The 22,141-nt window shown below is 66.9% G+C and carries 17 protein-coding genes; 6 read left to right on the plus strand and 11 right to left on the minus strand.

What is annotated here, in order from left to right; all coding sequences use genetic code 11:
- Positions 1–57 precede the first annotated feature (57 nt).
- Complete coding sequence (locus HT578_RS00580) at positions 58–996, plus strand: metallophosphoesterase family protein (RefSeq protein ID WP_213501497.1); 939 nt, start codon at positions 58–60, stop codon at positions 994–996.
- An 87-nt stretch (positions 997–1,083) separates the two neighbouring features.
- On the opposite strand, the gene HT578_RS00585 is transcribed toward HT578_RS00580, so the two are convergent.
- The 5 genes from HT578_RS00585 to HT578_RS00605 all read right to left on the minus strand — a co-directional run bounded on the left by HT578_RS00585 (position 1,084) and on the right by HT578_RS00605 (position 9,901).
- Positions 1,084–3,201, minus strand: a complete 2,118-nt coding sequence (locus HT578_RS00585; protein WP_213501498.1) for a TonB-dependent siderophore receptor — start codon at positions 3,199–3,201, stop codon at positions 1,084–1,086.
- A gap of 291 nt (positions 3,202–3,492) precedes the next feature.
- Entirely contained in the window at positions 3,493–6,915 is a 3,423-nt protein-coding gene (locus tag HT578_RS00590; protein ID WP_213501500.1) for an SbcC/MukB-like Walker B domain-containing protein, read from the minus strand.
- Positions 6,912–7,697: a DUF4194 domain-containing protein gene (locus HT578_RS00595; protein WP_213501502.1), complete on the minus strand. Its 786-nt coding sequence runs from the start codon at positions 7,695–7,697 to the stop codon at positions 6,912–6,914. Before HT578_RS00595 ends, HT578_RS00590 begins: the two co-directional genes overlap by 4 nt.
- Positions 7,694–9,151, minus strand: a complete 1,458-nt coding sequence (locus HT578_RS00600) for a Wadjet anti-phage system protein JetA family protein (protein ID WP_213501504.1) — start codon at positions 9,149–9,151, stop codon at positions 7,694–7,696. Before HT578_RS00600 ends, HT578_RS00595 begins: the two co-directional genes overlap by 4 nt.
- A 129-nt stretch (positions 9,152–9,280) precedes the next feature.
- On the minus strand, positions 9,281–9,901 hold the full coding sequence (locus tag HT578_RS00605) for a TetR/AcrR family transcriptional regulator (RefSeq protein ID WP_213501505.1): 621 nt from the start codon (positions 9,899–9,901) through the stop codon (positions 9,281–9,283).
- Between the two features lie 166 nt (positions 9,902–10,067).
- Here HT578_RS00605 and HT578_RS00610 point away from each other — a divergent pair, with 166 nt between their 5' ends.
- The 4 genes from HT578_RS00610 (at position 10,068) to HT578_RS00625 (ending at position 14,192) form a co-directional block, all read left to right on the plus strand.
- On the plus strand, positions 10,068–11,045 hold the full coding sequence (locus tag HT578_RS00610; RefSeq protein ID WP_213501507.1) for a sugar phosphate isomerase/epimerase family protein: 978 nt from the start codon (positions 10,068–10,070) through the stop codon (positions 11,043–11,045).
- A 15-nt stretch (positions 11,046–11,060) separates the two neighbouring features.
- Positions 11,061–12,242, plus strand: coding sequence for a TolB-like translocation protein (locus HT578_RS00615; RefSeq protein ID WP_213501509.1), 1,182 nt, complete (start codon positions 11,061–11,063; stop codon positions 12,240–12,242).
- A gap of 32 nt (positions 12,243–12,274) precedes the next feature.
- On the plus strand, positions 12,275–13,555 hold the full coding sequence (locus HT578_RS00620; RefSeq protein WP_213501511.1) for an FG-GAP repeat domain-containing protein: 1,281 nt from the start codon (positions 12,275–12,277) through the stop codon (positions 13,553–13,555).
- 88 nt (positions 13,556–13,643) lie between these two features.
- A complete protein-coding gene (locus HT578_RS00625; protein WP_213501513.1) occupies positions 13,644–14,192 on the plus strand; it encodes a superoxide dismutase family protein in 549 nt (182 codons plus the stop codon).
- Positions 14,193–14,213: 21 nt separating this feature from the next.
- Here HT578_RS00625 and HT578_RS00630 read toward each other — a convergent pair whose 3' ends face one another.
- Genes HT578_RS00630 through HT578_RS00645 form a run of 4 tightly spaced genes read right to left on the minus strand, consistent with a single transcriptional unit; the run spans position 14,214 to position 18,779 of the window.
- A complete protein-coding gene (locus tag HT578_RS00630) occupies positions 14,214–15,689 on the minus strand; it encodes an efflux transporter outer membrane subunit (protein ID WP_213501515.1) in 1,476 nt (491 codons plus the stop codon).
- The gene (locus HT578_RS00635; RefSeq protein ID WP_213501516.1) at positions 15,686–16,657 is read right to left on the minus strand and encodes an HlyD family secretion protein; all 972 of its coding nucleotides are present in this window, start codon (positions 16,655–16,657) and stop codon (positions 15,686–15,688) included. Before HT578_RS00635 ends, HT578_RS00630 begins: the two co-directional genes overlap by 4 nt.
- Positions 16,654–16,875, minus strand: coding sequence for a DUF1656 domain-containing protein (locus tag HT578_RS00640; protein WP_039394056.1), 222 nt, complete (start codon positions 16,873–16,875; stop codon positions 16,654–16,656). The genes HT578_RS00635 and HT578_RS00640 overlap by 4 nt, the downstream gene beginning before the upstream one ends.
- Complete coding sequence (locus HT578_RS00645) at positions 16,872–18,779, minus strand: FUSC family protein (RefSeq protein ID WP_213501518.1); 1,908 nt, start codon at positions 18,777–18,779, stop codon at positions 16,872–16,874. Before HT578_RS00645 ends, HT578_RS00640 begins: the two co-directional genes overlap by 4 nt.
- A 226-nt stretch (positions 18,780–19,005) precedes the next feature.
- On the opposite strand from HT578_RS00645, the gene HT578_RS00650 reads away from it, so the two are divergent.
- Positions 19,006–19,914 carry a LysR family transcriptional regulator gene (locus tag HT578_RS00650; protein ID WP_213501520.1) on the plus strand — a complete coding sequence of 303 codons (909 nt, stop codon included), beginning with the start codon at positions 19,006–19,008 and terminating at the stop codon, positions 19,912–19,914.
- Here the strand turns inward: HT578_RS00650 and HT578_RS00655 are convergent.
- Positions 19,902–21,047 carry a pyridoxal phosphate-dependent aminotransferase gene (locus HT578_RS00655; protein ID WP_213501522.1) on the minus strand — a complete coding sequence of 382 codons (1,146 nt, stop codon included), beginning with the start codon at positions 21,045–21,047 and terminating at the stop codon, positions 19,902–19,904. The two genes, HT578_RS00650 and HT578_RS00655, sit on opposite strands and share 13 nt — an antisense overlap.
- 60 nt (positions 21,048–21,107) lie before the next feature.
- Complete coding sequence (locus tag HT578_RS00660; RefSeq protein WP_039395616.1) at positions 21,108–21,938, minus strand: sulfite exporter TauE/SafE family protein; 831 nt, start codon at positions 21,936–21,938, stop codon at positions 21,108–21,110.
- Between the last annotated feature and the right edge of the window lie 203 nt (positions 21,939–22,141).

Below are 22,141 nucleotides of genomic sequence, written 5' to 3' on the forward strand. Positions count from 1 at the left end.
CGTGTGCACACCGCCGCGTCGGCCTCGTCGTTTTCGTTCCAGCCAGGAGCCCCCCTCATGAACCGCCGCAACCTCTTGCACGCCGCCTTGGGCGCGCCCGCTCTGTCGCTTGCCGGAGCCCTCACGCCTGCACTTGGTCAATCGCAGGGGCGCGAGGATGCCTTTCGTTTCGCCTTCCTCAGTGACACGCATATCCGGCCCGAAGGAGGCGCGGACCGGGCCTGCGCGATGTGCTTCGAACAGATCTCGGCCAGCGACTGCGACTTTGCGATCCACGGCGGCGATCATATCGAGGACGCGCTTGGCGTGGACCGCGAACGCGCCACCCTGCTGATGGACCTCTACCAGCGGACCGAACGCAAGCACCTGCGCAAGAGGGTCCATCACGCCATCGGCAACCACGATTGCCTCGGGGTCTTTGCCGAGAGCGGGATTGCGCCTGACGCGCCGGACTACGGCAAAGCCTTCTACACCGCGCACTTTGGCCCGAGATACTATGCCTTCGACCACAAGGGCGTCCATTTCGTGGTGCTCGATTCGATCGGCCTGACCGACGACCGCAACTACGAAGGTCGTGTCGATGAGGACCAGCTCGCCTGGTTGCAGGCGGACTTGGCGCGGCAGCCCCGGGGCCAGCGCGTCATCGTGGTCACGCATATTCCGCTGGTGACGGCGCTGGGGTGCTACGAGCCGGTCTCGTGGCTGAACACCCCGCACAACTGGACCTTCGTCGTCAACACTCGCGAGGTCCTGCGCGTCCTGCAGGACTACAACGTCATTGCCGTTCTGCAGGGCCATAGCCATGTTTTCGAGCAGATCACGCTGAATGGCCTGCACTTCATTTCGCCGGGCGCCGTTGCGGGCGCGGACTGGCGAGGCTCGTTCCTCGGCACGCCCGAGGGATACTGCGAAATTACAGTTACCGGAGAGGACGTGCAGGCCTCTTTCCGCACCTATGGCTTCGATGTCCCTGACCGGGAGGATGTGCCCATCTGATCGTACAGGCGACCTGGCCGATGGGCCGTATGGGGAGGAGAGGGCAGGGCCGGAAGTGACCTTCCGCCTTCCCCTCCCGAGGCATTGTCAGAAGTGGTAACCCACCGTTGCCATGACGTTGCGCGGTGCGCCCACGAAGCAGTCGCCGCGTGCCAGGCAGGAGGCGTAGAACGTCTTGTTGAGCAGGTTCGTCGCATTGAGGGCGAAGCGCCAGTTGCGCCAGTCGATCTCGGCCATGGCGTCGACCGTCGTGCGCGAGGGCGTCACCACGGTGTAGAGCGTCCCGGCCGGAATTTCCGGGTCGAGGCCGTAGGGATCGAGGGGGCCGGTCGAGCGGCTCTTGCCGGTATAGACGACGCCGGCGCCCAGCTTCAGAGCGGCTTCGTCATCGACCTTGAACGTCTTGGTCGACCAGGCCGACGCGGTATGGCGCGGCATGTAGTTGAGACTGCTGTTTGTTTCGGATTCCAGCTCATTATAGCCGTAATTTACGAGCAGTTCGAAGTTGCCGGGCAGGGTGTGGCTGGCCTCGAACTCGACGCCCTTGGTGGTCAGTTCGCCCGACTGGCTGGTCGCGCCGTTGGCGAGGTAGAGGACACGGTTGCGTTCCTTGATATGGAAGGCGGTGACGGTGACGAGAGTGCCGGGTTCGGGCTGCCACTTGAGGCCGGCCTCGAACTGGCGGCCGGTCTGCGGCGCGTAGGGATCGCCGTAGGTCCCGTCGGCGTTGTTGATGCGGCCTGCGACCGGCAGGAAGCTCTCGGTGTAGCTGAAGAAGGGCGAGATCCCGGCCACGAGTTCGCCGATGAGGCCAGCACGGAAGGTCGTCGCGTGGTCGGTATTGCCGTTCGAGGAGGTCACCCGGTCCCGGCGTGCGCCGATGACGGCCGAGACGCGGTCGAAGAAGCGGATCTGGTCCTGGACGTAGACCCCCAGCTGCTTCTGGCTGGTGTCGGAAAACGCGCCGGTTGCCTCGACCTCGCGCATGGCCTCATAGTCGATGTCGTAAAGGTCGATCAGCTCGCTTTCATAGACATCGATGCGGCCCACCTTGTTCCAGCTGTAGTCGACCCCGACGAGGAGCTGGTGCTCGATATTGGCGCCCGTGTTGAAATCGAAGCGCAGGTTGTTGTCGGTCGAGAAGACGTTCATGCGCGCCTTGCTGGCACCGATCGAAACCCCGATCGTGCGCCCATCGTCGCCATAGGGCAGGAACGGGTTGGTGGGGTTGGTGTAGCTGTCGGCGTAGCGCGAGTAGTAGGTGAGGTCGCTGTCGATGTAGCGCGCCTTCATGCTCAGCTGCACGGCGTCCGAGAAGCGGTGCGTGAGCGCGCCGCCGCCCTGGAGCGAGCGGCCGTCGTAGCGGTCCCAACCTGGCTTGCCGATGAAGGTGAAGGGATCGAGACGGTTGGCGGTGCTGTCCTGATCCGCGCCCATGGTGACCGCGATCGGCAGGAACTGCGAGGTCGAGCCGGTGTCGTCCTCCTGGTAGAGGCCGTTGAGCACGATGTCGGTGTCGGGCGTCGGCTGCCAGCGGATCGAAGGCGCGAACATGACGCGGTCGTCGGGCACGTGATCGACATAAGTGTCGGCGTCGCGCACGCGGCCCACGCCGCGGATGGCGAGGTTGTCGGCCAGCTGCAGGTTGAGGTCGGCCATGGCCTCCTTGCGGTCGTAGCTGCCGTAGACGAGGCTGACTTCACCCTCCGTGCGGAATTCCGGCGTCTTGGAAACGAGGTTTACAAGGCCACCGATCGAGCCCTGCCCGAACAGCACCGAGGCGGGCCCGCGCACGATTTCCACGCGCGAGAAGTTGTACGGGTCCGAGGTGATGCTCGCGTAGTAGCTGAAGATATCGCGCATGCCGTCGCGGAACTGGAGGGCGTCGAGGCCGCGGATGGTGAAGCCGTCGACGCGGGTGTCGCGGCCGTAGGGATTGGCAAGGACGCCAGCTGCGTACTTCACCGTGTCGCTGATGTTGATCGCGCCCTGTTCGACGTAGCGCTCCGAAGGAATGACCGTCAGCGGCTGGGGAACCTCGACCAGCGGGGTCTCGGTCTTCGTGCCTGCGACGCCCGCGGTAACGATGATGCTGTCCTCACTCGCGGGGGTGTCCGGGGCGGCGTCCTCGGCCATGGCAAGCGACGGCTGGAGAATGGCGAAATGCGCAGCGCCGCACATGGCGAGCGACCGGACGAGTTTCATGTTGGGGCCCTTTTGCAAATTGATCTCAATAAGCGGGCGCACTAACGTGATTGATAATCAGTTGCAATAATAAAGAAGTTTGGCGCGTGCTCTGCATGCGGATGGAGCCGGGACGGGCGCGCAGGTCTGTGCCCGCGTACGCGCCATGGCGCGCGCCGCGTGTGAAAATCCTGCGTTTCAAGACTGTCCCGAAGTGTTCGGGCGGTGCGGCGGCCTAGGGGCCGGGGAGGTCACTCGCGCGGAGAGCACCGGGGCGGCACCGGGCGCAAATCGCCCGGCGGCCCCTGGCGGTCAGGATTGGGCGAGGGCATCGTCCTTGGCGAAACGCTCCTTGAACAGGTCGAAGGGTTCGTTCGCGGGGTTTGCCTCGCGGAATTTACGGCGGCCTTCGTCCTTCAGATAATCGGCATAGAGCATCGTCGTCGTGCCTACGCGCCGGATCGAGAGCACGGTGTCCATCTGTTCCATGAACACGCCCAGCTTCTCGATCGGGGCGCAGGCCAGGACCTGCAGGTTGAACTCGCGCAGGAGCGCCAGGCAGCTGTTGACGTTGCCGCCGTCGAGCGCGTTGAAGGCCTCGTCGAAGAGGATGATGCCAAAGCCAAGGCGCTCGCGGTTGTCCTCCGCGCCATGGCACACGTTGGCCATCGCGCAGGCCATGGCGATGTAGAAAGGCACCTGCTTTTCGCCGCCCGAGCCGCTGCCCTGACGCTTGGCGTAGTCCGAGGTGACCCGCTCACCGTCAAGCGTGGTGGTGAGCAGCTCGAACTGCAGATAGTTGCGGTAGTCGCTGATCTGTTCGACGTTCTCGCCCTCATCGATCATGCGCTTGATGCGCTCGACGCCCTTCATCAGGCTCGGTTCGATCTCGTTCGCGCCCTCGTCGAAGAGGGTGCTGACATCGATGCTGTTGAGCTGGACGAGGCGCGCGATCTCGACGATTTCGGCGAAGAAGCGGTCGGGCTTGACCTCGAAGCGGTAGAGTTCGCCGTGGAACGGGCGCATCTGAAGGCTTCGGTTGATGTTGCGGATCTGCCGCTTGGCGCCTTCGAGGCGGTCGTGCAGCTTCACCAGCATGTCGGTCTTGAGCGAGGTCTCGATCGAGGCGCGGGCCTCTTCGGCCTGCTCGCGGTATTCGCCCAGCGTGTTCGTGATGATCGCGCCGAGCTGCTTTTCGAGCCAGGCAAGCTGGACCTCGTGGGGGGCTTCCTTGTCGAACTGTTCGACGATGCCCGCATCGTGGGCATAGGCATAGGCCTTCTGCGGGGCCTGGCCGAGGAGCTGCGTCACGCGGGCGCGGGCACGCGCGGCCTGTTCCTGGGCGGCGTTGCGCACGGCGGGCACGACCTTGCGGTGTTCCTCCATGAGATAGGCGAAATCGCGCAGGGCATCCTCGCGGGCGAGTTCGGCCAGCGTGTCGCGCTCGGCGAAGGATGCCTCGGCCTTGGCAAATTCCTCCTGCGCGACGGCCAGCTTCTCGCTGGCGCTGCCGACGTGGTGGCCGGTCACGCGCTGGGTGCGTTCGTCTTCCTCGAGTTCCTCCTCGTAGGCGGCAAGGTCGACCTTGAGCGCTTCCAGGCGCTCGCGGATTTCAACCGGGCGTTCGCCTTCGAGGCTGCGGATGTTGTCCTGGATCTGGGCGACGCCTTCGCCTGCGTCCTGCCGCGCGCGTTCGAGGTCGGCGAGGCTGCGCCCGGCCGCGATCTCGAGGAAGCGCTGGATGTCGGCGATCAAGTCCTTGAGACGATTAGCCTGGGTGCTGGTCTGTTCGAGCGTGCGTTCCTGCTCGGCGACGCGCTCCTCCAGCATGGGCAGGTTCTTGCGGCTGGCTTCCTTGCCCAGGCGGTGGACCTGCGCAGGGCGGCGGTTTTCGATCGAGCCGCCCGAGGAGTAGAGGCAGTCCTCGGTGACGGCGCGGTCATACTGGAGCAGTTCGCGCTCGGTTTCGACGCGGCGCACGGTGTTGAGGCGGCGGTTGACGAAGGCGCGGGCGTGGATGTCATCGGTGGCGATGATCGCGGCCAAGCTCGTCGCGTCGGGCTCCTGCCAGTCGCCGCGCGTCTTGGTGGTGTTGACGATCTGGGTGCCGGGAAAGTCGCGGCGGCGCTTGCGCAGCAGCCCGATGGCCTGTTGCGCGTCGGCCGGATCGACGACCAGTGCGTCGCGTGCGGCGCCCAGCAAGGTCTCGGCGGCCTCGACCCAGCGCTCGTCGATGACTTCGACAAGTTCGCAGATCGGGCGGGCGGTGATGCCGTTTTCGTCGAGGTAGTCGATGAGGCGTGCGGTCGGCCCCTCGATCAGCGCGCCGCCGCGCTCCAGGCCCTGGAGCTGTTCGCGGTTCTCGCGCAGCTGCTGCCTGAGGCTGGCAAGGCTGGCGAGGTGCGCCTCGCGTGCGTCCTGCGCGCTCGTCACGTAGCGTTCGAGTGGGGGCAGGAGCTGGGCGACGATCTGGTCGATGTCGCGCGCGGAGAGCGCCGCGCCATCGGCGATGCGGGCTTTCAGCGCTTCGAGCGCTTCGCTGGCGTGGCGGTATTCCTCGCCCGCATAGGTGCGCACGATCCGGTCGGCGAGCCCGGCGACCGCGCCGATGGCGGCGAAATAAGCCTGGTACTGGCCATCGGCCTCGGTGAAGGCGCGCTCGGCGATGGGCAGGTTGAGATCGCGGAACTCCCGGATCGCCTGCTCGCGCGTGTCGTTGTCGAGCGCGCGCGAGATGTCGCGGATTTCCTCGCGCAGGCGGCCCACCGTCTCGCGGGTCCGCACGACGCGGCGGTCGACGAGGTCCTGCTCGGCCAGCTTGGCCTCATGCTGGCCGGTGACGACGCGCAGGTGCTCCTCCAGCCGGTCGCGCTCGGCCTTGCTGGCGATCCAGCGCATCCGGGTTTCCTCGGAGACCTTCTCGTCCAGCTCGCGGTAGGCCGCGATGGCTTCGGTGACCTGCTTTTTCTGGATTTCGAGGTCGTCGATCTTCTTGAGGAGGCCACGCCAGGTGGCGACCGACTTGCGCAGGCCATCGACATCGAGTCCGGCGGGATCGAGCAGGAACTCGCGCACGAATTCGGTTGCGGACTTCATCTCGCGGATGCGCAGGCCGTTGCGCAGGGCCTTGAGGAACTTTTCCGGGTCGGCGTGGTGGCCCTTGCCGCCGAGCACCGAGAGCACGCGGCGGGTGAAGTGGGTCGGGCGGTGGCCGAAGTTCTCGAAGCCCTCGTGCGTGCGCAGGCGGGTGACGAGATCGGCATAGGGCAGCACGTAGGACGCGCCGTCCTCGCTCTCCTCGATGAAGTCGGCGTCGCGCAGCGACTGGCCCGGCGCGATGAAGGCGCCCAGCACGGTTTCGGTCTGCTCCCCCTCGACCGCGCTCATCGCGATGCCGACCGTCCAGCAGTAGCCGTCGCTCTCGCGCTCGAAGACGAGGCTGACGTAGCTGAGGCAATTGGTGCGCAGCGTTTCACCGGCGACCCGGCCCAGGCAGTAGTCGAAGACCGAGCGGTTCTCGCCCACCTTGCGGGTCTGCCCGGCGGTGACGTTGGCGCTGGCGTTGAGCTGGAAGTAGTTGCGGTTGTTGCCGGTGAGGACGACCTGGATCGCATCCAGGATCGAGGACTTGCCCGCGCCGTTGGGCCCGATCAGCGAGGTGCTGCCGCGCAGGTCCACCGAGAGGCGCTCGAAGGTGTACCAGTTGATGAGGTTGATGCGGCTGAGCGTGATCACGAGGTGGTCTCCTGCGAGGTGTCGTCCCCGTCTTCGGATTTGGCGTCTTCGGATGTGGTGGCGTCCGTTTCCGGAGCGGTGTCGGGCGCCTGTGCCTCGGTGTTCGTGGGCGCGGCAACGTCTTCGGCCTCGACCTCAGGTTCGGGCTCATCCTGCGCGGCCTCGGTCTCGAGGCGGGCGCGGGTGGCCTCCATCCATTCCTCGATGCGCGTCTGCCAGGCGTCGCCCGTCACGCTGCGGATCGAGGGGCGGATGGTGATCGCAATGCCGTTTTCCTGCGGGATTTCATCGCCCAGGTCGATGAAGCGGCGGCGGCGAAAGCTGTCGAGGATGCGGCGCACGCGCGACCATGGCGGACGGGTGCGCGCGACCCACTGGTCGTAGCGCTCCATGACCTCCATCGAGGTCGTCTCGACGTGGCCGAACTCCTCCTGGCTCATGGTGAGGACGCCGTTCTCGAACGTGGCGCGTAGGGCGAGCAGGAGGATTGTCTCGTCGAGCGAGAGGATCGTGCGGGTCAGGCTCTCCTGCGGGCGCAGCTCGACCATCATCTCGTCCGGGCGGACCACCAGATCGCGGCCCAGCGCATCGAAGAGCCCCGCGAAGTAGACCCGGTGGCGCACGAGCAGGTCATAGGTCCCGGCCGCGTTGTGGTCGTCGCGAAACAGGCACTGCTGGTAGAGCAGGCGGTCGGCCGCGCGCACCATCATCTCCTTGGAGAGGTCGCGGTTCTGCGGGTGCTCCAGCAGCTCTTCAAGATCGTACAGCGTGGGGCCGTTCATTGCTCGTTGCTCGCAGGTTCAGGGGAAAGACGTTCGATGCGAAAGGCGGTGAAGGCGGACCAGTCGGTCTCGACCACGCGGCCCGGATCATGGACGACGCGAAACCGCCGGGAGAGGTCCTTGCTGGCGTACATGTCGAGCTGGCGCGCGCCTTGCAGCAGCAGCGCTTCCTCCGGGGTTGCAATGCCGAAGGCGTCTGCGTCGAGCGCGTCGCGTTCGCCCAGGTTCCGCTCGACATAGTCGGCGATCTTCTGCGGCGTGACGGCAAGGCGCAGGAGGTAGGCCTTCTGCGAATGGTCGTAGGCGATCATTGCGGGATCGACCGTGGATGTACGCACCGGGCTGGGCGGGGCGACGATGCGCCGGGCGGTCGGTGCGGCAAGGCTGTCCGGGCCCCAGTGGCGCACGGGATCGGTCAGCTCGGAGGGAACCTCTACCGCATCGTCCCATTCGAGCGGCAGGGCCGAGGCGTCGCGCAGCAGGTGCGTGACGCGCAGCAGGCTCGAGCCGTCGATCTCGTTCATGTAGCTGACGGTGCGCGCAATGCGCTGTTCCAGGCGGCTGCGGAAGGCGTCGATATCGTCGAGGCGCTCCTCGGCGGCATCGAAGATGCGCTTCACCTGGTCGAGGTGCTGGCGCACGCGCGAGGTCGCGTTCTCCGGGTTCGTCGCCAGTCCCTGCGCCTGATAGCCGCGGGCGAAGGCGGCCACGACCTCGGCGTCGTGCTCGTAGTCCGAGATCATCTGGATGATCCGGTTGCGGTGGCGGAAGGGGTTGTTGGTGGTCTTGATGACCCGGTAGTCGGCGATCAGCACGTCCTCGACGAAGTCGAAGAAGCGCGCCAGGATCTGCGTGGGCTGCGGGTCGGAGACGATGCGCTGTTCATGCGCGCGCAGGTTGCCGATGATGGCGGAGAGGTGCTGCTGGAAGCGCCGCGCGCGCAGCGCCGCATCGGCAAGCGAGGAGGCCTTGTCGAAGGGATCATCGCCCAGGCGCTCGATCACGCTCTCGAGCGCGGCGATGGTGCCGCCGAAATGGACCGCTTCGCCTTCCTCGATCGCGCTGAGCGTTTCGAGCAGCATCGAGACCGAGGCATCGAGATCGACCATCTCGACATAGCCGCGCGTGTGCTCGACCAGCCATCCGGCCTGGCGCAGCTTGACGTAGACCTTGAGCGGGTTCTGGCTGGCGTCCGCGTTCGCCGCGTCGGAGGCGAAGTCGTCCGCGATGTCGGAGAGGCGGTCGATCTGCGTCGCAATGAAGGCGACGAGATCGTCCTTGCGCACGGGGTTCGTGTAGTGCTCGCCGAAGAAGGCCCGGTAGACCCACAGGATCAGCCGCGCGTAATCGCGCCGGGCGGGGGAGGCGAGAACGGCAAAGAGGCTGGGAGGCAAATGCCCGAACAGGGCATCGCGCGTGCCTTTCTCCCGATGTTCGTTGCTCTCGGTCTGCATCGAAGTCCCATCTGGGCGCCCGCTCCGGGATGGAAAGAACGCCGGTGTGAAGGGGCAGGGGCATAAGTGGCAAGCTGCGGCGCCGCAACCGTGCGCGCCAGCTTGTGAACACCCCTGAGCAGGTCGGGCTCAGGTGGCGAGGGCGTCTATGGCCGCGCGCAAGTCTGCGATCACGTCGCCCCGGGCCTGGAGCAGGGCCTGAAGCTGGAGCCCGTCGGCCAGCGCCATGAGGTGGCGCGCGCTCTGGTTGGGATCGAGGTCGGCGCGCAGTTTGCCGCAGGCCTGCCCTGCGCGGATGGCCTGGGCCAGATCGTGCTGCACGCGATCCACGCGTTGCTTGAAGAAGGCGTGGGCGGAGTGCGCCGGGTCCACCGCTTCGGCAGCGAAGGCAAGGAAGAGGTGCCCCATGCCCGGCGCGCCGACGTTGCGGCTCACGGCCTCGACGAACAGTTCCAGGCTTGGCGGCGCGGCGCGGGTACCCGTTTCGCGCAAGGAGGGGATCGAATCGCTGTCCCACAGCTCGATCACGCTTTGCAGCAGATCCTCGCGGTTGGCGAAATAGTAGAGGATATGGGCGGGCTCCATGCCCAGTGCCTCGCCAATGTCGCGCAGCGACTGGCGGGTATACCCCTCGCGGTCCATCAGATCCATGACGCCGCGCAGGATCGCTTCGCGCTTGGCCGCGCCCTTGGCGTAGCCACGGTGCCGGGGCGGGCGGGCAGCGGGGGCTGTCAAGGAGGGCTCGGGCATGGGGGAGCTCTAGCACGCTGGCACGGGTTATCGAGAGGGCGCGCAGGCTCTTTTTCGCAGGGCGATAGAAAATTTAATGCCGTGAAAAATTCGTTGCCAGCGACCTTGCCGACCCATACCACCTTCACCAAGCGCGAAGTGTCGCGCCGCGATAAGGGGGAACATCATGCACCGTCTTCACCGCCGCCAGATGCTGGCCGCCATGGCCATCGGAGCTACGGCGCTGGCCATTCCCGGCCGCCTGCTCGCCAAGGAGCCCGCCGACATGCGCCATTTCCTGTCCGAGCACGGCCTGCCGCTTGGCGTGCAGCTCTACACCGTGGATGCGATGGCGCGGGAGGACATCCGGGGGACCTTGCGCAAGCTCTCCGCGATCGGTTTCCGCTCGCTCGAGCTGGCCGGGCTGCACGGGCATACGCCGCACGACTTGCGCGCGGCGGCGGACGAGGCGGGTCTTGCCATCACCAGCATTCACCTGGGCGATGCGCTGATCGGTCGAACCGAGGCCGACACCCAGAAACTTGTTGAGGATCTCGGCGTCCTTGGCGTGCGCGACGTTGTCCTGCCCATGTTCATCTTTCCGCGCGATGTGAGCCGGGGCGAGGATGAACCCTTTGGCGAATACCTCTACCGTGCCGTGCACAGCCAGGGCGCAGACGTGTGGGAGCGCACCGCGGATCTTCTCAACGAGCGCGCGGCGTCGCTGGCAGAACACGGGGTGAAGCTCGCCTATCACAACCACAACGTGGAGTTCGGTCCGGTCGACGATACCGGCCGGACCGGCTGGGAAATCCTGATGGAACGCACCGATCCCGAACTGGTCGGTCTCGAGGTCGACCTTGGCTGGGTCGCGGCGGCGGGGATCGACCCGGTGGACTTCGTCACGCGCTACGCGGGCCGGGTGCGCCAGGCCCACGTGAAGGACATTTACGCCACCACCAAACCCAACTTCGCGTTTCGCCAGGATCCGGCCGAAGTGGGGGCAGGCAGTCTCGACTGGGGGCGTCTCCTGCCCGCAGCCTACGCGGCGGGCGTGCGCCAGTTCTATGTCGAACAGGAGCCTCCGTTTACGGCGGACCGCTTCACATCGCTGGCCAAGAGCGCGGCCTACCTGGGCGCAGCCCCTGCAACGCAGCCGTCCTGAGGAGCCGTGCCCACCATGCCAAACCCGCTTCGCAGCCTGATCCGGGCCGCCGCCCTTCCGATCACCGTCGCCGCGCTGGCGCCGATGGCCCATGCGCAGGGCCCGGTGACCGACCATCCCGATTACATGGCGGCCCCGTTTTCGGCGAAGCGGGTGCTCGACTGGGGGACGCGTCCCGACTGGTCGCCCGATGGCACGAAGATCGCCTTTACCGAAGCCGAGAGCCGCAACACGCCCGCGCACGAACTCGACCCGGCGACGGGCAAGGTGCGCTGCCTGACCTGTCATCTGGGCGGGCAGAAGGACGTAACGCGGATTTACTATCTCTATGATGGCAGCTTCCTGATCCTCGCCCCGCGCCGTCCTGCGGAGGACGGGACCCCGGTGCGCGGGCAGGAACTCTACTGGATGTCCGCTGAACTCGGCCCGCTGCTGCCCATCGGCGCCACGGGCTTTGGCGAGATCGCGATTACCCGCACGCCCGATGCCGACGGCGCGGTGCGCATCGCCTGGGGGGATGCGGCGAACAACAATTCGCTCCTGACCACGGCAAAACTGTCGTGGGCCGAGGGCAGGCCGGTGCTGCGCGAGGAGCGGGTGCTCTACGACGCGCGCGCGCCCGACAAGCCCGAAGGCATGACCGTCGCCGAAGCCTACGGTTTCATGGAAGAGGGGCGCTACGTCACCTTCTACACCATCTTCGAGAAGGGCGACGTTCTCGACGACGAGATGGTCAAGGTGGATACAGAGACCGGCGCGATCACGCCTCTCTACACCAGCCCGGCGCACACCGAGACACACCTGTTCCCCGACGAGCGCTACGGCCTGGAAGAATCCAACCGCGCCTCGGACCCTGACGGCACGTGGCGCGGCCTCAGCAGCCACCCAGCGCGGTTCATGGCGTTCATGGCCACGCGCACCCGGCTCGACCTTCCAAGCCCGGAAGAGCTGGAGGACTATGCGCCCCATGGCGCCAATGTCGGCTTCGACCGCCCCTTCGATCTTTACATCGTGCGCATCGACGGCTCGCGGGAGCCCCGCCGCCTGACCACCATGGGCGACACCACTGCGACCGCGCGCCAGTCGGTCATCTCGCCCGATGGCATCCACATCGCCTATGCCGTCGATCCGCGCGAGAGCCCGGAAATTGCCGGGCAGGGCGGCCTCTACATCGGCACGTTCAGCGCGGCCGACTGAGCCTCCTGCCATATGCAGTTTCGGAGCATTCCATGAAGATCGCCATGCGCAGCCTGCTTGCACTTTCCGCCTCGGGCCTTGGGGCCTTCACCTTTACCCCGCTTGCCGCGCAGGAGGCGCGTTCGCCCGAATACGTCGATGCGACGCGCGTCAACGTGCCGCTTGATCCCTGGCTGCACGCGCTCGATGCGACCTTTGTCGATGTCGACAAGGACGGCGATCTCGATGTCGTTGTCGCGGTCGAATACGGGGTCAACCGGCTCTATCTGAATGACGGGCATGGCACGCTCACCTGGAAGAAGGGCGCGTTCGGCAACATCGTCCACGACAGTGAGCATGTCGAAGCGGCCGACCTCAACGGCGATGGCTGGATGGACCTTGTCTTTGTGGCCGAGGACGACGGCGTGCACCAACTCTTCCTGGGCGGACCGGGGGGCACCTTCACCGATGCCAGCGATCGCCTGCCCAGCCACAGCGAGGGCAACGCGCTCGCCATCGGCGATGTCAACGGCGATGGTCTGCCTGACATCGTGATCGGCAACACCAATGAGAAAGGTGCGGGCTCGGCCAAGGACTTCCTGTGGCTCAACGATGCCGACAATCCCGGCCACTTCATCGACGCCTCGGTCAGCCATCTGCCCGGCAACGCGCAGGGCACGCAGGGGATCGTGCTGGCCGACATGAACGGCGATGGCGCGCTCGACATCGTGACGGCGCAGCAGGACGGGCCCAACCGCCTGCTCCTCAACGATGGCACCGGCCACTTTACCGAGGCGACCGACCGGCTGGAGCAGGACGTGCCCACCGAGACGCGTGAGGTTCACGTCTTCGACGCCAACGGCAACGGTCTGCCCGACATCCTGTACTTCAATCTCACCAGCAACAACCACGGCTGGGACAAGGACCCGCAGACGCGCCTCCTGCTGAACGATGGCAAGGGCCACTGGCGCGACGCGACCAAGGGCAATCTTCCGGAGCATCGCTTTTCCAGCTGGGGCGGCGAGATCGTCGACTTCAATCACGACGGTGCGCCCGACATCGTGGTCTCTGCGATCCAGGTTCCGGGCTTCGTGCCGCTGCAGGTGCGCGCCTGGCAGAACGATGGAAAGGGCCACTTCACCGATGTCACCCTGGCGATGATGCCGAGCGAGACCACCGGGCGCAGCTGGAGCATGGCCAAGAGCGATCTGGATGGCGATGGCAAGGACGACCTCTTCATCGGTCAGTGGGGCACCCAGGCGCGCCTGCTCCTCACCAACCGCGACACGGTGAAGAAGGCGCCGTTTCCCAAGCTTGGTCAGCCGGCGAGCTAAGCACGGGAACCGGCACGAAGGCTCACGCGTAAACCTAGATACGTAGCTGGGGTGGGGGCCTCGAATGCCTGTGCGAAGGAGCCTTTTCATGTTCACATCCCCCCGCGTGACCGCCGTGGCCCTGCTGGCCGTCAGCCTTTCCCCGCTTGCCGCGACCGCTGCGCTTGCCGAGAATCACGAAGGCAAGGTGAGCGCCGCGGTCATCGACACCTCCGGGGCCAGTGTGGGCCGGGTCGATCTTGAACAGACCCCGTCGGGCGTTCTGATCAAGGCGGACGTGACCGGCCTTGCCCCCGGTGCGCATGGCTTCCACATCCATGAGACCGGCACGTGCGATCCGGGGGACGGCTTCAAGAGCGCAGGCGGCCATTTTGCGCCCGGGGCCAGCCAACACGGCCTCATGGTCGAAGGCGGTCCGCATGGCGGCGACATGCCCAATCAGACCGTAGGCGCAGACGGGCATCTCCAGACCCAGGTGCTCAACACCGGGGTCACGCTGATGGCGGGCGAAAACTCGATCCATGATGGCGACGGTTCGGCGCTCGTCATCCATGAGGGCGCGGACGACTACACCAGCCAGCCGTCGGGCGCGGCGGGCAGCCGCGTTGCCTGCGCGGTCCTCAGCGCGCCGAAATAGCGGCGCATTGGCCGGGCGAGGTCATTCCCCGGCTTCGGGCGGCAGTTCGCTACCCTCTTCGGAGATGTCCTCGCTCGCCTTCTGATCCGTCCAGCCCCCGCCCAGCGCCAGGAACAGGTTGATCTGCGCCTGTGCGACCGCGTCGTTGGCCTCGCGCTCGGCATCGCGCGCGGCGATGAGCGAGGCGTTGCTGGTGAGGTCATCGCGCAGCCCGGTCTTGCCCGCGCGGAACATCCGCTTGCTCTGCGCGTCGAGCGTCTCGGCTTTTTCCAAGGCTTCCTCCAGATCGACGGCGCGGTTGTGCGCCTCGCGGTAGGAGGAAAGCGCGGTCTCGGTCTCGCGCAGCGCGCCGAGCACGGCGCCGTCGAAGTCGGCAAGCGCCTTGTCCGCGCCGGCCTTGGCGAGCGTCACGCGCGCGCGCTGCTGGCGCGTGGGAAAGACCCAGCTCAGCATCGAGCCGATCGACCAGTGGCCCGCCATCGCCTTGCCCACGTCGGCGAGGAGCCCGAAGGTGCCGCCCCCGCCGCCGATCGCGATGTGCGGGTAGAGGTCGGCCTCGGCGACCCCGATGCCGGCCGTGGCCGAGGCCAGGGTCCGTTCGGCCGCGCGCACATCGGGGCGGCGCGCCAGCAGCGAGGCGCCATCGCCGATGGGGAGCGGCCGGTCGAGCTTGGGCAGGGCCCTGCAGCTTTCCACCTCGCGCGGGTATTCGGCCGGGGTCTTCCCGATGAGATAGGCGAGGCGATAGAGCCCGGCGCGCACGCGGGCGCGGTGTCCCGGGAGCTGGGAACGCGCCTGCGCAAGCATCTGCTCGGCGCGGGTGACTTCGGGCGTGCCGATCTTGCCCGCCGCATGGAGACGCTCGATGACGCCCAGGATATGTTCGCGTGTTTCGACGGCCTGCTCGGCCAGTTCCACGGCCTCGTTCTCGCCGCAGACCTCGACATAGGCGCGCGCGACTTCGGCGGCGACGGTGACCTGCACGGCCTCGAGCAGGGCTTCGGTAGCCTCGTGCTCGGTCTCGGCCTGCTCGACCCGGCGGCGGATCTGGCCAAAGAGGTCAAGCTGGTAGGAGACGTTGGCCTCGCCGATGCCCAGGTTGTTCATGGGGATCGTCTCGAAGCGCAGGAAGCTTTCACCCGAAAGGCGCGCGCGCTGGACTTCGGCGTCGACTGCGACCTGCGGATCGTGCAGGCCCTTGGTGGCGCGCACCATGGCGGCGGAGCGCGCGAGGTTGGCGCCGGCTGAACGCAGTTCGGTGTTCGCCGCGAGCGCCTGCTCCTCCAGCGCGTCGAGCACCGGATCATCGTAAAGCGACCACCAGCGCGGCGGCAGTTCGTCCGTCACGGTCAGTGCGCCGGAGGTAAGCGGGGCCTGGGCCTCGGGCCGCGCGATGGCGGCGTTCTCGGGCAGGTGGTAATCGGGCCCCACGGTGCAGGCGGCCAGCGCGGTTACGCTGGCAAGGGCGCCCAGTGAGCGAAAGCGATGGCGTCTCACTGCTTGTCGTCCAGTTCAAGGCTGACCGAAACGGTGCGGCCCGAGATCAGTGCAAGGTCCTTGGGCGCATCGTCGATGTGGATGCGCACCGGGATGCGCTGGGGCAGGCGCACCCAGCTGAAGGAGGGATTGATCGCGGGCAGCAGGTCCTGGCTGTCGGTGCGGTCGTGGTCCTTGATGCCCGCCGCGATGGAAAAGACGTGCCCGTGCATGGGCTCTTCGGTGCCCATGGGCTTGATCAGCGCCTTCTGGCCCAGGTGGATCTGGGCAAGCTTGGTTTCTTCGAAATAGCCTTCCACGCGCAAGGTGGAGGTGTCGACAAGCGCGAGCACCGGACTGCCCGCGCTGACGTAGTTTCCGACGCGCAGGGCAAAGTCGGACATGTAGCCGCTCACCGGCGCTACGACGTGGGTGCGCGTGAGGTTGAGTTCGGCAAGATCCAGCGCGTTGCGCGCGGCCGCGAGGCGGGCGGCGGCCTGCTCGATGGCGGCGTGGGCCTGCGCGGCGCGGGCGGTCAGTTCGCGGGCGCGGGTCTGGGTCTGCTCGGTCGTCTCGCTGGGCAGGAGGTCGGACAGGCTGGTGTCGCGCCTCTCCTCGCGCCGGGCTTCGGCCAGGCTCGCCTCGACCCCTTGCGCGGCGGAGCGGGCCGCCGCGAGGTCGGCTTCGGCCTGACGCACCGCAACTTTCGCCTCGGTCACGGCCAGGGTGTAGCGGGCCGGGTCGATCTCGAAGAGGATGTCGCCGCGCTTCACCGGATCGTCGTGGTCGAAATAGACCTTGGTGACGAGCCCGCCGACGTCAGGGGCGATCTGCACGATGTCGGCCCGGATGCGCCCGTCACGCGTCCAGGGATCGTCCTGGTAGTAACGGAACAGCGAGACGCCCGCCCAGATCGAGACAAGCACGAGCGAACCCGTGATGGCCATGGAAATGACCTTGCGGCGACGTTCGGTTGATGACGGGCTCATGGGTGGTATCCGGCGAACTGCGTGGGAAGGACAAGGACCAGGGCGGCCCAGACGACGACGAAGAGAGCGGTGTCGAACAGCACCCCGTGCCAGATCCAGCGGTAGAGACGCAGGGCCGAAAGCAGGCGGTGCAGAAGGTAGGTGAGGACCAGCGCGATGCAGGCCTCGACGGGCGCTGCGGCGACGTAAATCACGCCCAGCAGATAGTCCGGCGTCACGTCAGGGCATCCCTTCGAAAATCAGCGGCATCGGGAAAGAGGTTGCGGCGCAGCGCGACCAGCGCGCCCAGGCCATCGGTGCGGTCGGGCAGGGCGTCCTGGCGGTGGGCGACCGGCGGCCCCTTGGCGAGCATGAGGCGCATGGCGGCATCGATCCGGCCAAGCAGGCGAGCAGGTGCCGGCTGGGCCGGTTCCTGGTAGGTGCGCGTCACGTCGCGCAGGACCCGGGCGAGGGCAAGCGCAAGCTTGCGCTCGGCGCCCGTGCGCACTTGCTGGATGGTCACGATGTTCTCGGCGATGCGCACCTCGCGCAAGGTTGCGGTGGCCTCGTCGGTGGCATCGCCCAGCCGTTCGGTGATGAGCGCCATGCGGTCGGTGGTGCGCCCCAGGGCGGTCATCGGATTGGGCGCGACGCGCGCCGAGGCCAGGCTGACGAGATCGCGGTGGAGAGTGCGGCGCAGACGCTTCACGATCCGGTCCACGCCCGCCGAGCGCAGCCCCGCCGTCACGGTCGCGGCGACGAGCACGCCCAGCACCTGCCCGGCATTGGCGTTGAGGAAGCGTGCGAAGTCGGCGTGGTAGCTCTCCTGCAGCGCCAGCGCGTTGGCAAAGCCCAGCATGAACGCGCCGCCCATCAGGCCATAGCGCGGGTGCGGGATGATCCAGGCGGCGGCGAACAGCACCGGGAAGAGCAGGATCGCGAGCGGAATGAACCCGTCGACCGGCGGCATCAGCACGAAGAGGTAGAAGGCGGCCGGAACCAGCGAGGCGATGATTGCTCCGCCAAAGCTCAGGATCATCTTCACCGGGTTGTCGAGAGCGGCAAAGAGGCAGCAGAAGATGCCCGTCATCATCGCCGCGACGGCGCCGTCGGCCCAGCCCGTGCCGATCCAGATCGCGCAGCAGATGAGGATCGAGATCGCCGCGGCGAGCCCGGCCAACATGGCAAAGACCCAGTCGGCATGAAGCGCAATCACCGCGCGGTTTTCCAGCTTGTCGACCGGCTTGGGTTTTCGGCGGTCCTCGACATGGGCGAGGATTGCCTCGCATTCATCGAGAAGCTGGGCGGTCTGGCCCTCGCGCAGCGTGTGGCTGTGCTCCAGCAGCTCGCGCCATTCCGGGCTGGCATCGGGCCGGGTAGCAAGCTCGTCAAGCGCGCGCTGGCGATCCGCGAGCCCCGACAGCGCGGGCAGCAGCAGCAGGATGCGGCGCAGCATCGCCTGGACCGAACTGCTGGCGTCGCGCCAGTGCGAGGTGTCGAAGGGGATGTGGGTGGCCATGATGACGCAGTCCATTGCGTCCTTGGCCAGCCTGCGGCGTCCCTCGCGCGGGTCGCCCGACCCGTCCGAGGCGAGGATCTCGGCGCGCCAGGCGCGGGCATCGCGGCACCATACCGAGAGCTTGAGGCCCATCGTCTTGCCCACCGACTGGGGCCAGAGCAGACTGTGGGTGAGCGTGGCGCAGGTGATGCCGAGGACGATTTCGGTCACGCGCGCGGTCGCGATCTCGAACACGGCCTCGGGCTGGTCCACCGCGGGAAAGCCGACGATGAGCGCGGTATAGCCCATCAGCATCATCGTATAGGCGCGTGGCGAGCGGTCGAGAAGCGAGATCGCGAGCGTTCCCCCGACCCACAGCGCGAAGGCGAGGCACAGCAGCGGCGGCCAGTCGACGAGCGCGGGGACCAGCGCGACCGCAACAATCGCGCCCACGAAGGTCCCGAGCACGCGGTAGATCGCCTTGGAACGCGTCGCACCAGAAAGGGGGCTGGAGATGATGTAGGCGGTCGTGATCGCCCAGAACGGACGCTCCAACCCGACCCACAGTGTGATCCACAGCGCCATGAGCGCGGCCAGCGTGGTCTTGAGGGCAAAAAAGCTAGCCTGCCAGCGGGGCGAGGTCATCGGGCGGGGTCCAACGGGGAGGCGACGGTGTCCGGCAGGGGCGATGCGGTGGTCGGTCGGGCGCGCGTGCGAGGGTGAAGCGAGAATGCCCATCGCGATCAGATGAACGTGGGGGAGGGGGGATCAATCATCCGTCCGCGATGGGCGAGGTGCCCAATATGCGGTTTTTGCTCCTAAGGGATATTAGATGATTTGGGATTATCCATAAGTTGCGTTATGTGGGGTCATGGCCCTGACACAACTGCGCAGTTTCGTGGAAGTCTACCGGCAACAATCGCTTAGCGGTGCCGCGCGCAGCCTGGGCCTGACCCAGCCTGCGATCTCGCAGCATATCGCCGCGCTTGAGGCCGCGATCGGCCATGCGCTCTTCGTGCGCCACGCCAAGGGGGTGCGCCCCACCGTCATCGCCGACGAGATGGCCGCTGGCCTGGGCGATACCCTCGACATGGCCGAGGCCGTCCTGGCGCGCACCCGGGCACGCTCGCGTGACCAGACCGGGGTCGTGCGGATCATGGGCCAGGCCGATTTCCTGGCCGAGATGGTGGTGCCCCGGCTTGTCTCGCTTGTCCGGGCAGGGATGCAGATCCGCTTTGTGGCTGCGGACCACGCGCAGATGGCGGCTGGCGTGCTGGAGGACGATTGCGATCTGGCCTTGTCGGGCTACCCGGTGCTTGACGGCAACGTGCGCAGCGAGATGGTGCACGAGGAGCGCCTGCACGCGGTTGCCTCCCCCGCGGTGGCCGCGCGGATCATGGCGGCGCCTGACCTGGGCCAGGCGCTCCACGATGAGCCGGTCCTGGCCTTCAACATCAAGCAGCAGCTCATTTCGACCTGGCTGGGCGCCAATGGCCTTGCGCGCCATGCACTTCCGCCTGCTGTCATGGGTCAGGATCTGCGGTGCCTCCAGCGCATGGTCATGGACGGCTTTGGCTGGTGCGTCCTGCCCAGCTATCTGTGCGAGCGGCACATTGCGAGCGGCGAACTCGTCGAGATCGAGCCGCCGGTCGAGATGCCGGTCAACCGCTACTTTCTGATCTGGCTGCCCAAGGTCCTGCGCGAACCGCGCATTGCGGCGGTCCACGAGTTGATCCGCGAGAAGTTCCGCGAGGACGCGGCGCTGCCTCAGGCCTTGTAGGTCCGGCGCAGCACTTCGGCGTAGCGGGCCACATCCTCCATGCGGCCCGTGCTGACGCGTGAGTAGTGCGTCCAGGTCCCGTAGGCGGGCCGGATCGCGACCTGGGCCTTGGCCATTTCGGCTTTCAGGGCATCGGCATCGGGGACCTTCACGTAGACGAAGCTGGCGTCCGAGGGCAGGGCGGTAAGTCCGGCCGATCCGACCGCGTCCATGATGGCTTCGCGCGCTTCGAGGATGCGGGCCTTGGAATAGGAGAGGAACGCCTCGTCCTGGTAGGAGGCGATTCCCGCGGCGAGTCCGGCGCTGTTGCCCCCGAAGCTCATCAGATAGCCGCGCAGTTTCTCCGCCATCGCGGGCGAGGTGAGCGCATAGCCCAGACGCAGCCCCGCCATGCCGTAGATCTTGGAAAAGGTGCGGCAGATGATGAGTTTCTCGCGCTCGGCCAGAAGATCGACCATCGAGGTGTATTCGGGCCGCGCGGTCAGCTCCATGTAGGCCTCGTCGACAAGGACGGTGATGGCCGGATCGACCCCGCGGATAAAGGCGCGCAGGGCATCGCCGTCGAGCGACATGGCGGTGGGGTTGTTGGGATTGCAGATGTGGATGAGGCCGACGTCCGGGGTAATCGCGGCCTTCATGGCGGCAAGGTCGATCCCCATGTCCGGGGCCAGCGGAACGCGCTTCAACCTGGCACCTTTCTTCTCGGCATAGGTGACGGTGGTGTCCCAGAACAGGTCTGGGCACAGGATGGCGCCTTGCTCGGCTAGCGCCATCGACGCGCAGCACAGGACCTCGGTGGAGCCCGAGCTCACGATGACGTTATCCGGGGCAAGGCCAAAGCGCTCGGCGATCATGTCGGTGAGGTAGGCCACGCCTCGGTCGGCGTAGTAGGCGCCGTGGCAGGAAGCCTGCGTGAGGGCCTGGAGCGCCTTGGGCGAGGGGCCGAAGGGGTTTTCGTTGCGGCTGAGTTGAGCAAGGCCCGAGGGCGGTCCGAACAGGTCGCCGACCGCGCTGGGCGGCGGAACCGGCGAGGCGGCCAGCGCCGCGCGCGAGGCGCCCGTTGCGGCAAGGCCCAGCGCCGTTCCGGCGGTCGCGCTGCCGATCAGGGCGCGGCGGGTGAAGGCATGGGACATCGGGCGTTTCCTCCTTACGGGATGGGCGGTTGTTCGAGTGTCGGAAAGTCCTTGCGGGGATCAGCCTCCGAGCCCGTTGCGGACCATGGTGAAGGCGACGAAGAGCAGGTAGAGGCCGAAGACCGGGCGCAGCACGGCGGCGGGCAGGCGGTGCGCGGTCGCCGCGCCCCAGGGGGCCGAGATGATCGAGGTGCTGACGATGGCGAGCGTCGCGGGCAGGTTGATGTAGCCCAGCGATCCGCTCGGCAGGTCGGGCGCGCCAAGGCCGATGGCGATGAAGCCCAGGGTGCCCGGCACCGCGATCAGGAAACCGACGCCCGATGCCGTCGCAATGGCGCGGTGTATGTCCTTGCCGCACAGCGTCATGACGATGATCGCGATGGTGCCGCCGCCAATTCCCAGCAGTGACGAGAAGGCGCCGATGCCTCCGGCGATCCCGACGCGCGCGAGGCCGCCGGGAAGCTCGTCACGCAGGTGGCGGTTGGCCAGGATCGGAAAGAGGAAATGAAGGGCCATGATGGCCACGCCCGCCCCGAAGATGAGCGCGAGCATGGCCCCGCTGACCCGCGCGGCCAGCAGCACGCCCGCCGCCACGCCCAGGACGATCCAGGGCGCCCAGGCCTTGAGCAGTGCGAAGTCGACCGCGCCGCGCCGCGCATGGGCCTGGACCGAGCGCAGCGAGGTCACGAGGATCGTGGCGAGCGAGGTTCCGATGGCGACATGGGCAAGACTTTCGGGCGTACCTCCCAGCAGGGGCAGCATGATGAAAAGCACCGGCACGACCACGAATCCACCGCCGATTCCGAAGAGCCCGGCGGCAAAGCCCGAGGCCAGACCCGCTCCCAGCATGAGCGCGAGCGGTAGCGCCCAGGTCCACAGGTCCGCCGTCATGCCGCGCTGCACCGCAGAGGCGCGGACAGGCGGGCGATACGCTCCCCCGAAATGCGGGGCATGGGCGGAATTGCAAGGCGAGGCGGAGTGTCACGTCTGTGCATGGCCGTGGAGTATGTCGCAGTAATCGCACACAGGCGAGCCCTTAAATTTCGGCAATGCAGCAAATGCGCTCCAGACGCTGTACGGAGATGTGCTGGATC

This window comes from Novosphingobium decolorationis (assembly GCF_018417475.1).
Lineage (GTDB): Bacteria > Pseudomonadota > Alphaproteobacteria > Sphingomonadales > Sphingomonadaceae > Novosphingobium > Novosphingobium decolorationis.

What these genes read in the sequence shown, in the direction of transcription:
- HT578_RS00655 (WP_213501522.1), bottom strand. Translation starts at nt 21,047, where the DNA reads ATGTCCCATGCCTTCACCCGCCGCGCCCTGATCGGCAGCGCGACCGCC.
- HT578_RS00660 (WP_039395616.1), bottom strand. Translation starts at nt 21,938, where the DNA reads ATGACGGCGGACCTGTGGACCTGGGCGCTACCGCTCGCGCTCATGCTG.
- HT578_RS00585 (WP_213501498.1), bottom strand. Translation starts at nt 3,201, where the DNA reads ATGAAACTCGTCCGGTCGCTCGCCATGTGCGGCGCTGCGCATTTCGCC.
- HT578_RS00635 (WP_213501516.1), bottom strand. Translation starts at nt 16,657, where the DNA reads ATGAGCCCGTCATCAACCGAACGTCGCCGCAAGGTCATTTCCATGGCC.
- HT578_RS00600 (WP_213501504.1), bottom strand. Translation starts at nt 9,151, where the DNA reads ATGCAGACCGAGAGCAACGAACATCGGGAGAAAGGCACGCGCGATGCC.
- HT578_RS00620 (WP_213501511.1), top strand. Translation starts at nt 12,275, where the DNA reads ATGAAGATCGCCATGCGCAGCCTGCTTGCACTTTCCGCCTCGGGCCTT.
- HT578_RS00625 (WP_213501513.1), top strand. Translation starts at nt 13,644, where the DNA reads ATGTTCACATCCCCCCGCGTGACCGCCGTGGCCCTGCTGGCCGTCAGC.
- HT578_RS00595 (WP_213501502.1), bottom strand. Translation starts at nt 7,697, where the DNA reads ATGAACGGCCCCACGCTGTACGATCTTGAAGAGCTGCTGGAGCACCCG.
- HT578_RS00610 (WP_213501507.1), top strand. Translation starts at nt 10,068, where the DNA reads ATGCACCGTCTTCACCGCCGCCAGATGCTGGCCGCCATGGCCATCGGA.
- HT578_RS00605 (WP_213501505.1), bottom strand. Translation starts at nt 9,901, where the DNA reads ATGCCCGAGCCCTCCTTGACAGCCCCCGCTGCCCGCCCGCCCCGGCAC.
- HT578_RS00615 (WP_213501509.1), top strand. Translation starts at nt 11,061, where the DNA reads ATGCCAAACCCGCTTCGCAGCCTGATCCGGGCCGCCGCCCTTCCGATC.
- HT578_RS00650 (WP_213501520.1), top strand. Translation starts at nt 19,006, where the DNA reads ATGGCCCTGACACAACTGCGCAGTTTCGTGGAAGTCTACCGGCAACAA.
- HT578_RS00645 (WP_213501518.1), bottom strand. Translation starts at nt 18,779, where the DNA reads ATGACCTCGCCCCGCTGGCAGGCTAGCTTTTTTGCCCTCAAGACCACG.
- HT578_RS00580 (WP_213501497.1), top strand. Translation starts at nt 58, where the DNA reads ATGAACCGCCGCAACCTCTTGCACGCCGCCTTGGGCGCGCCCGCTCTG.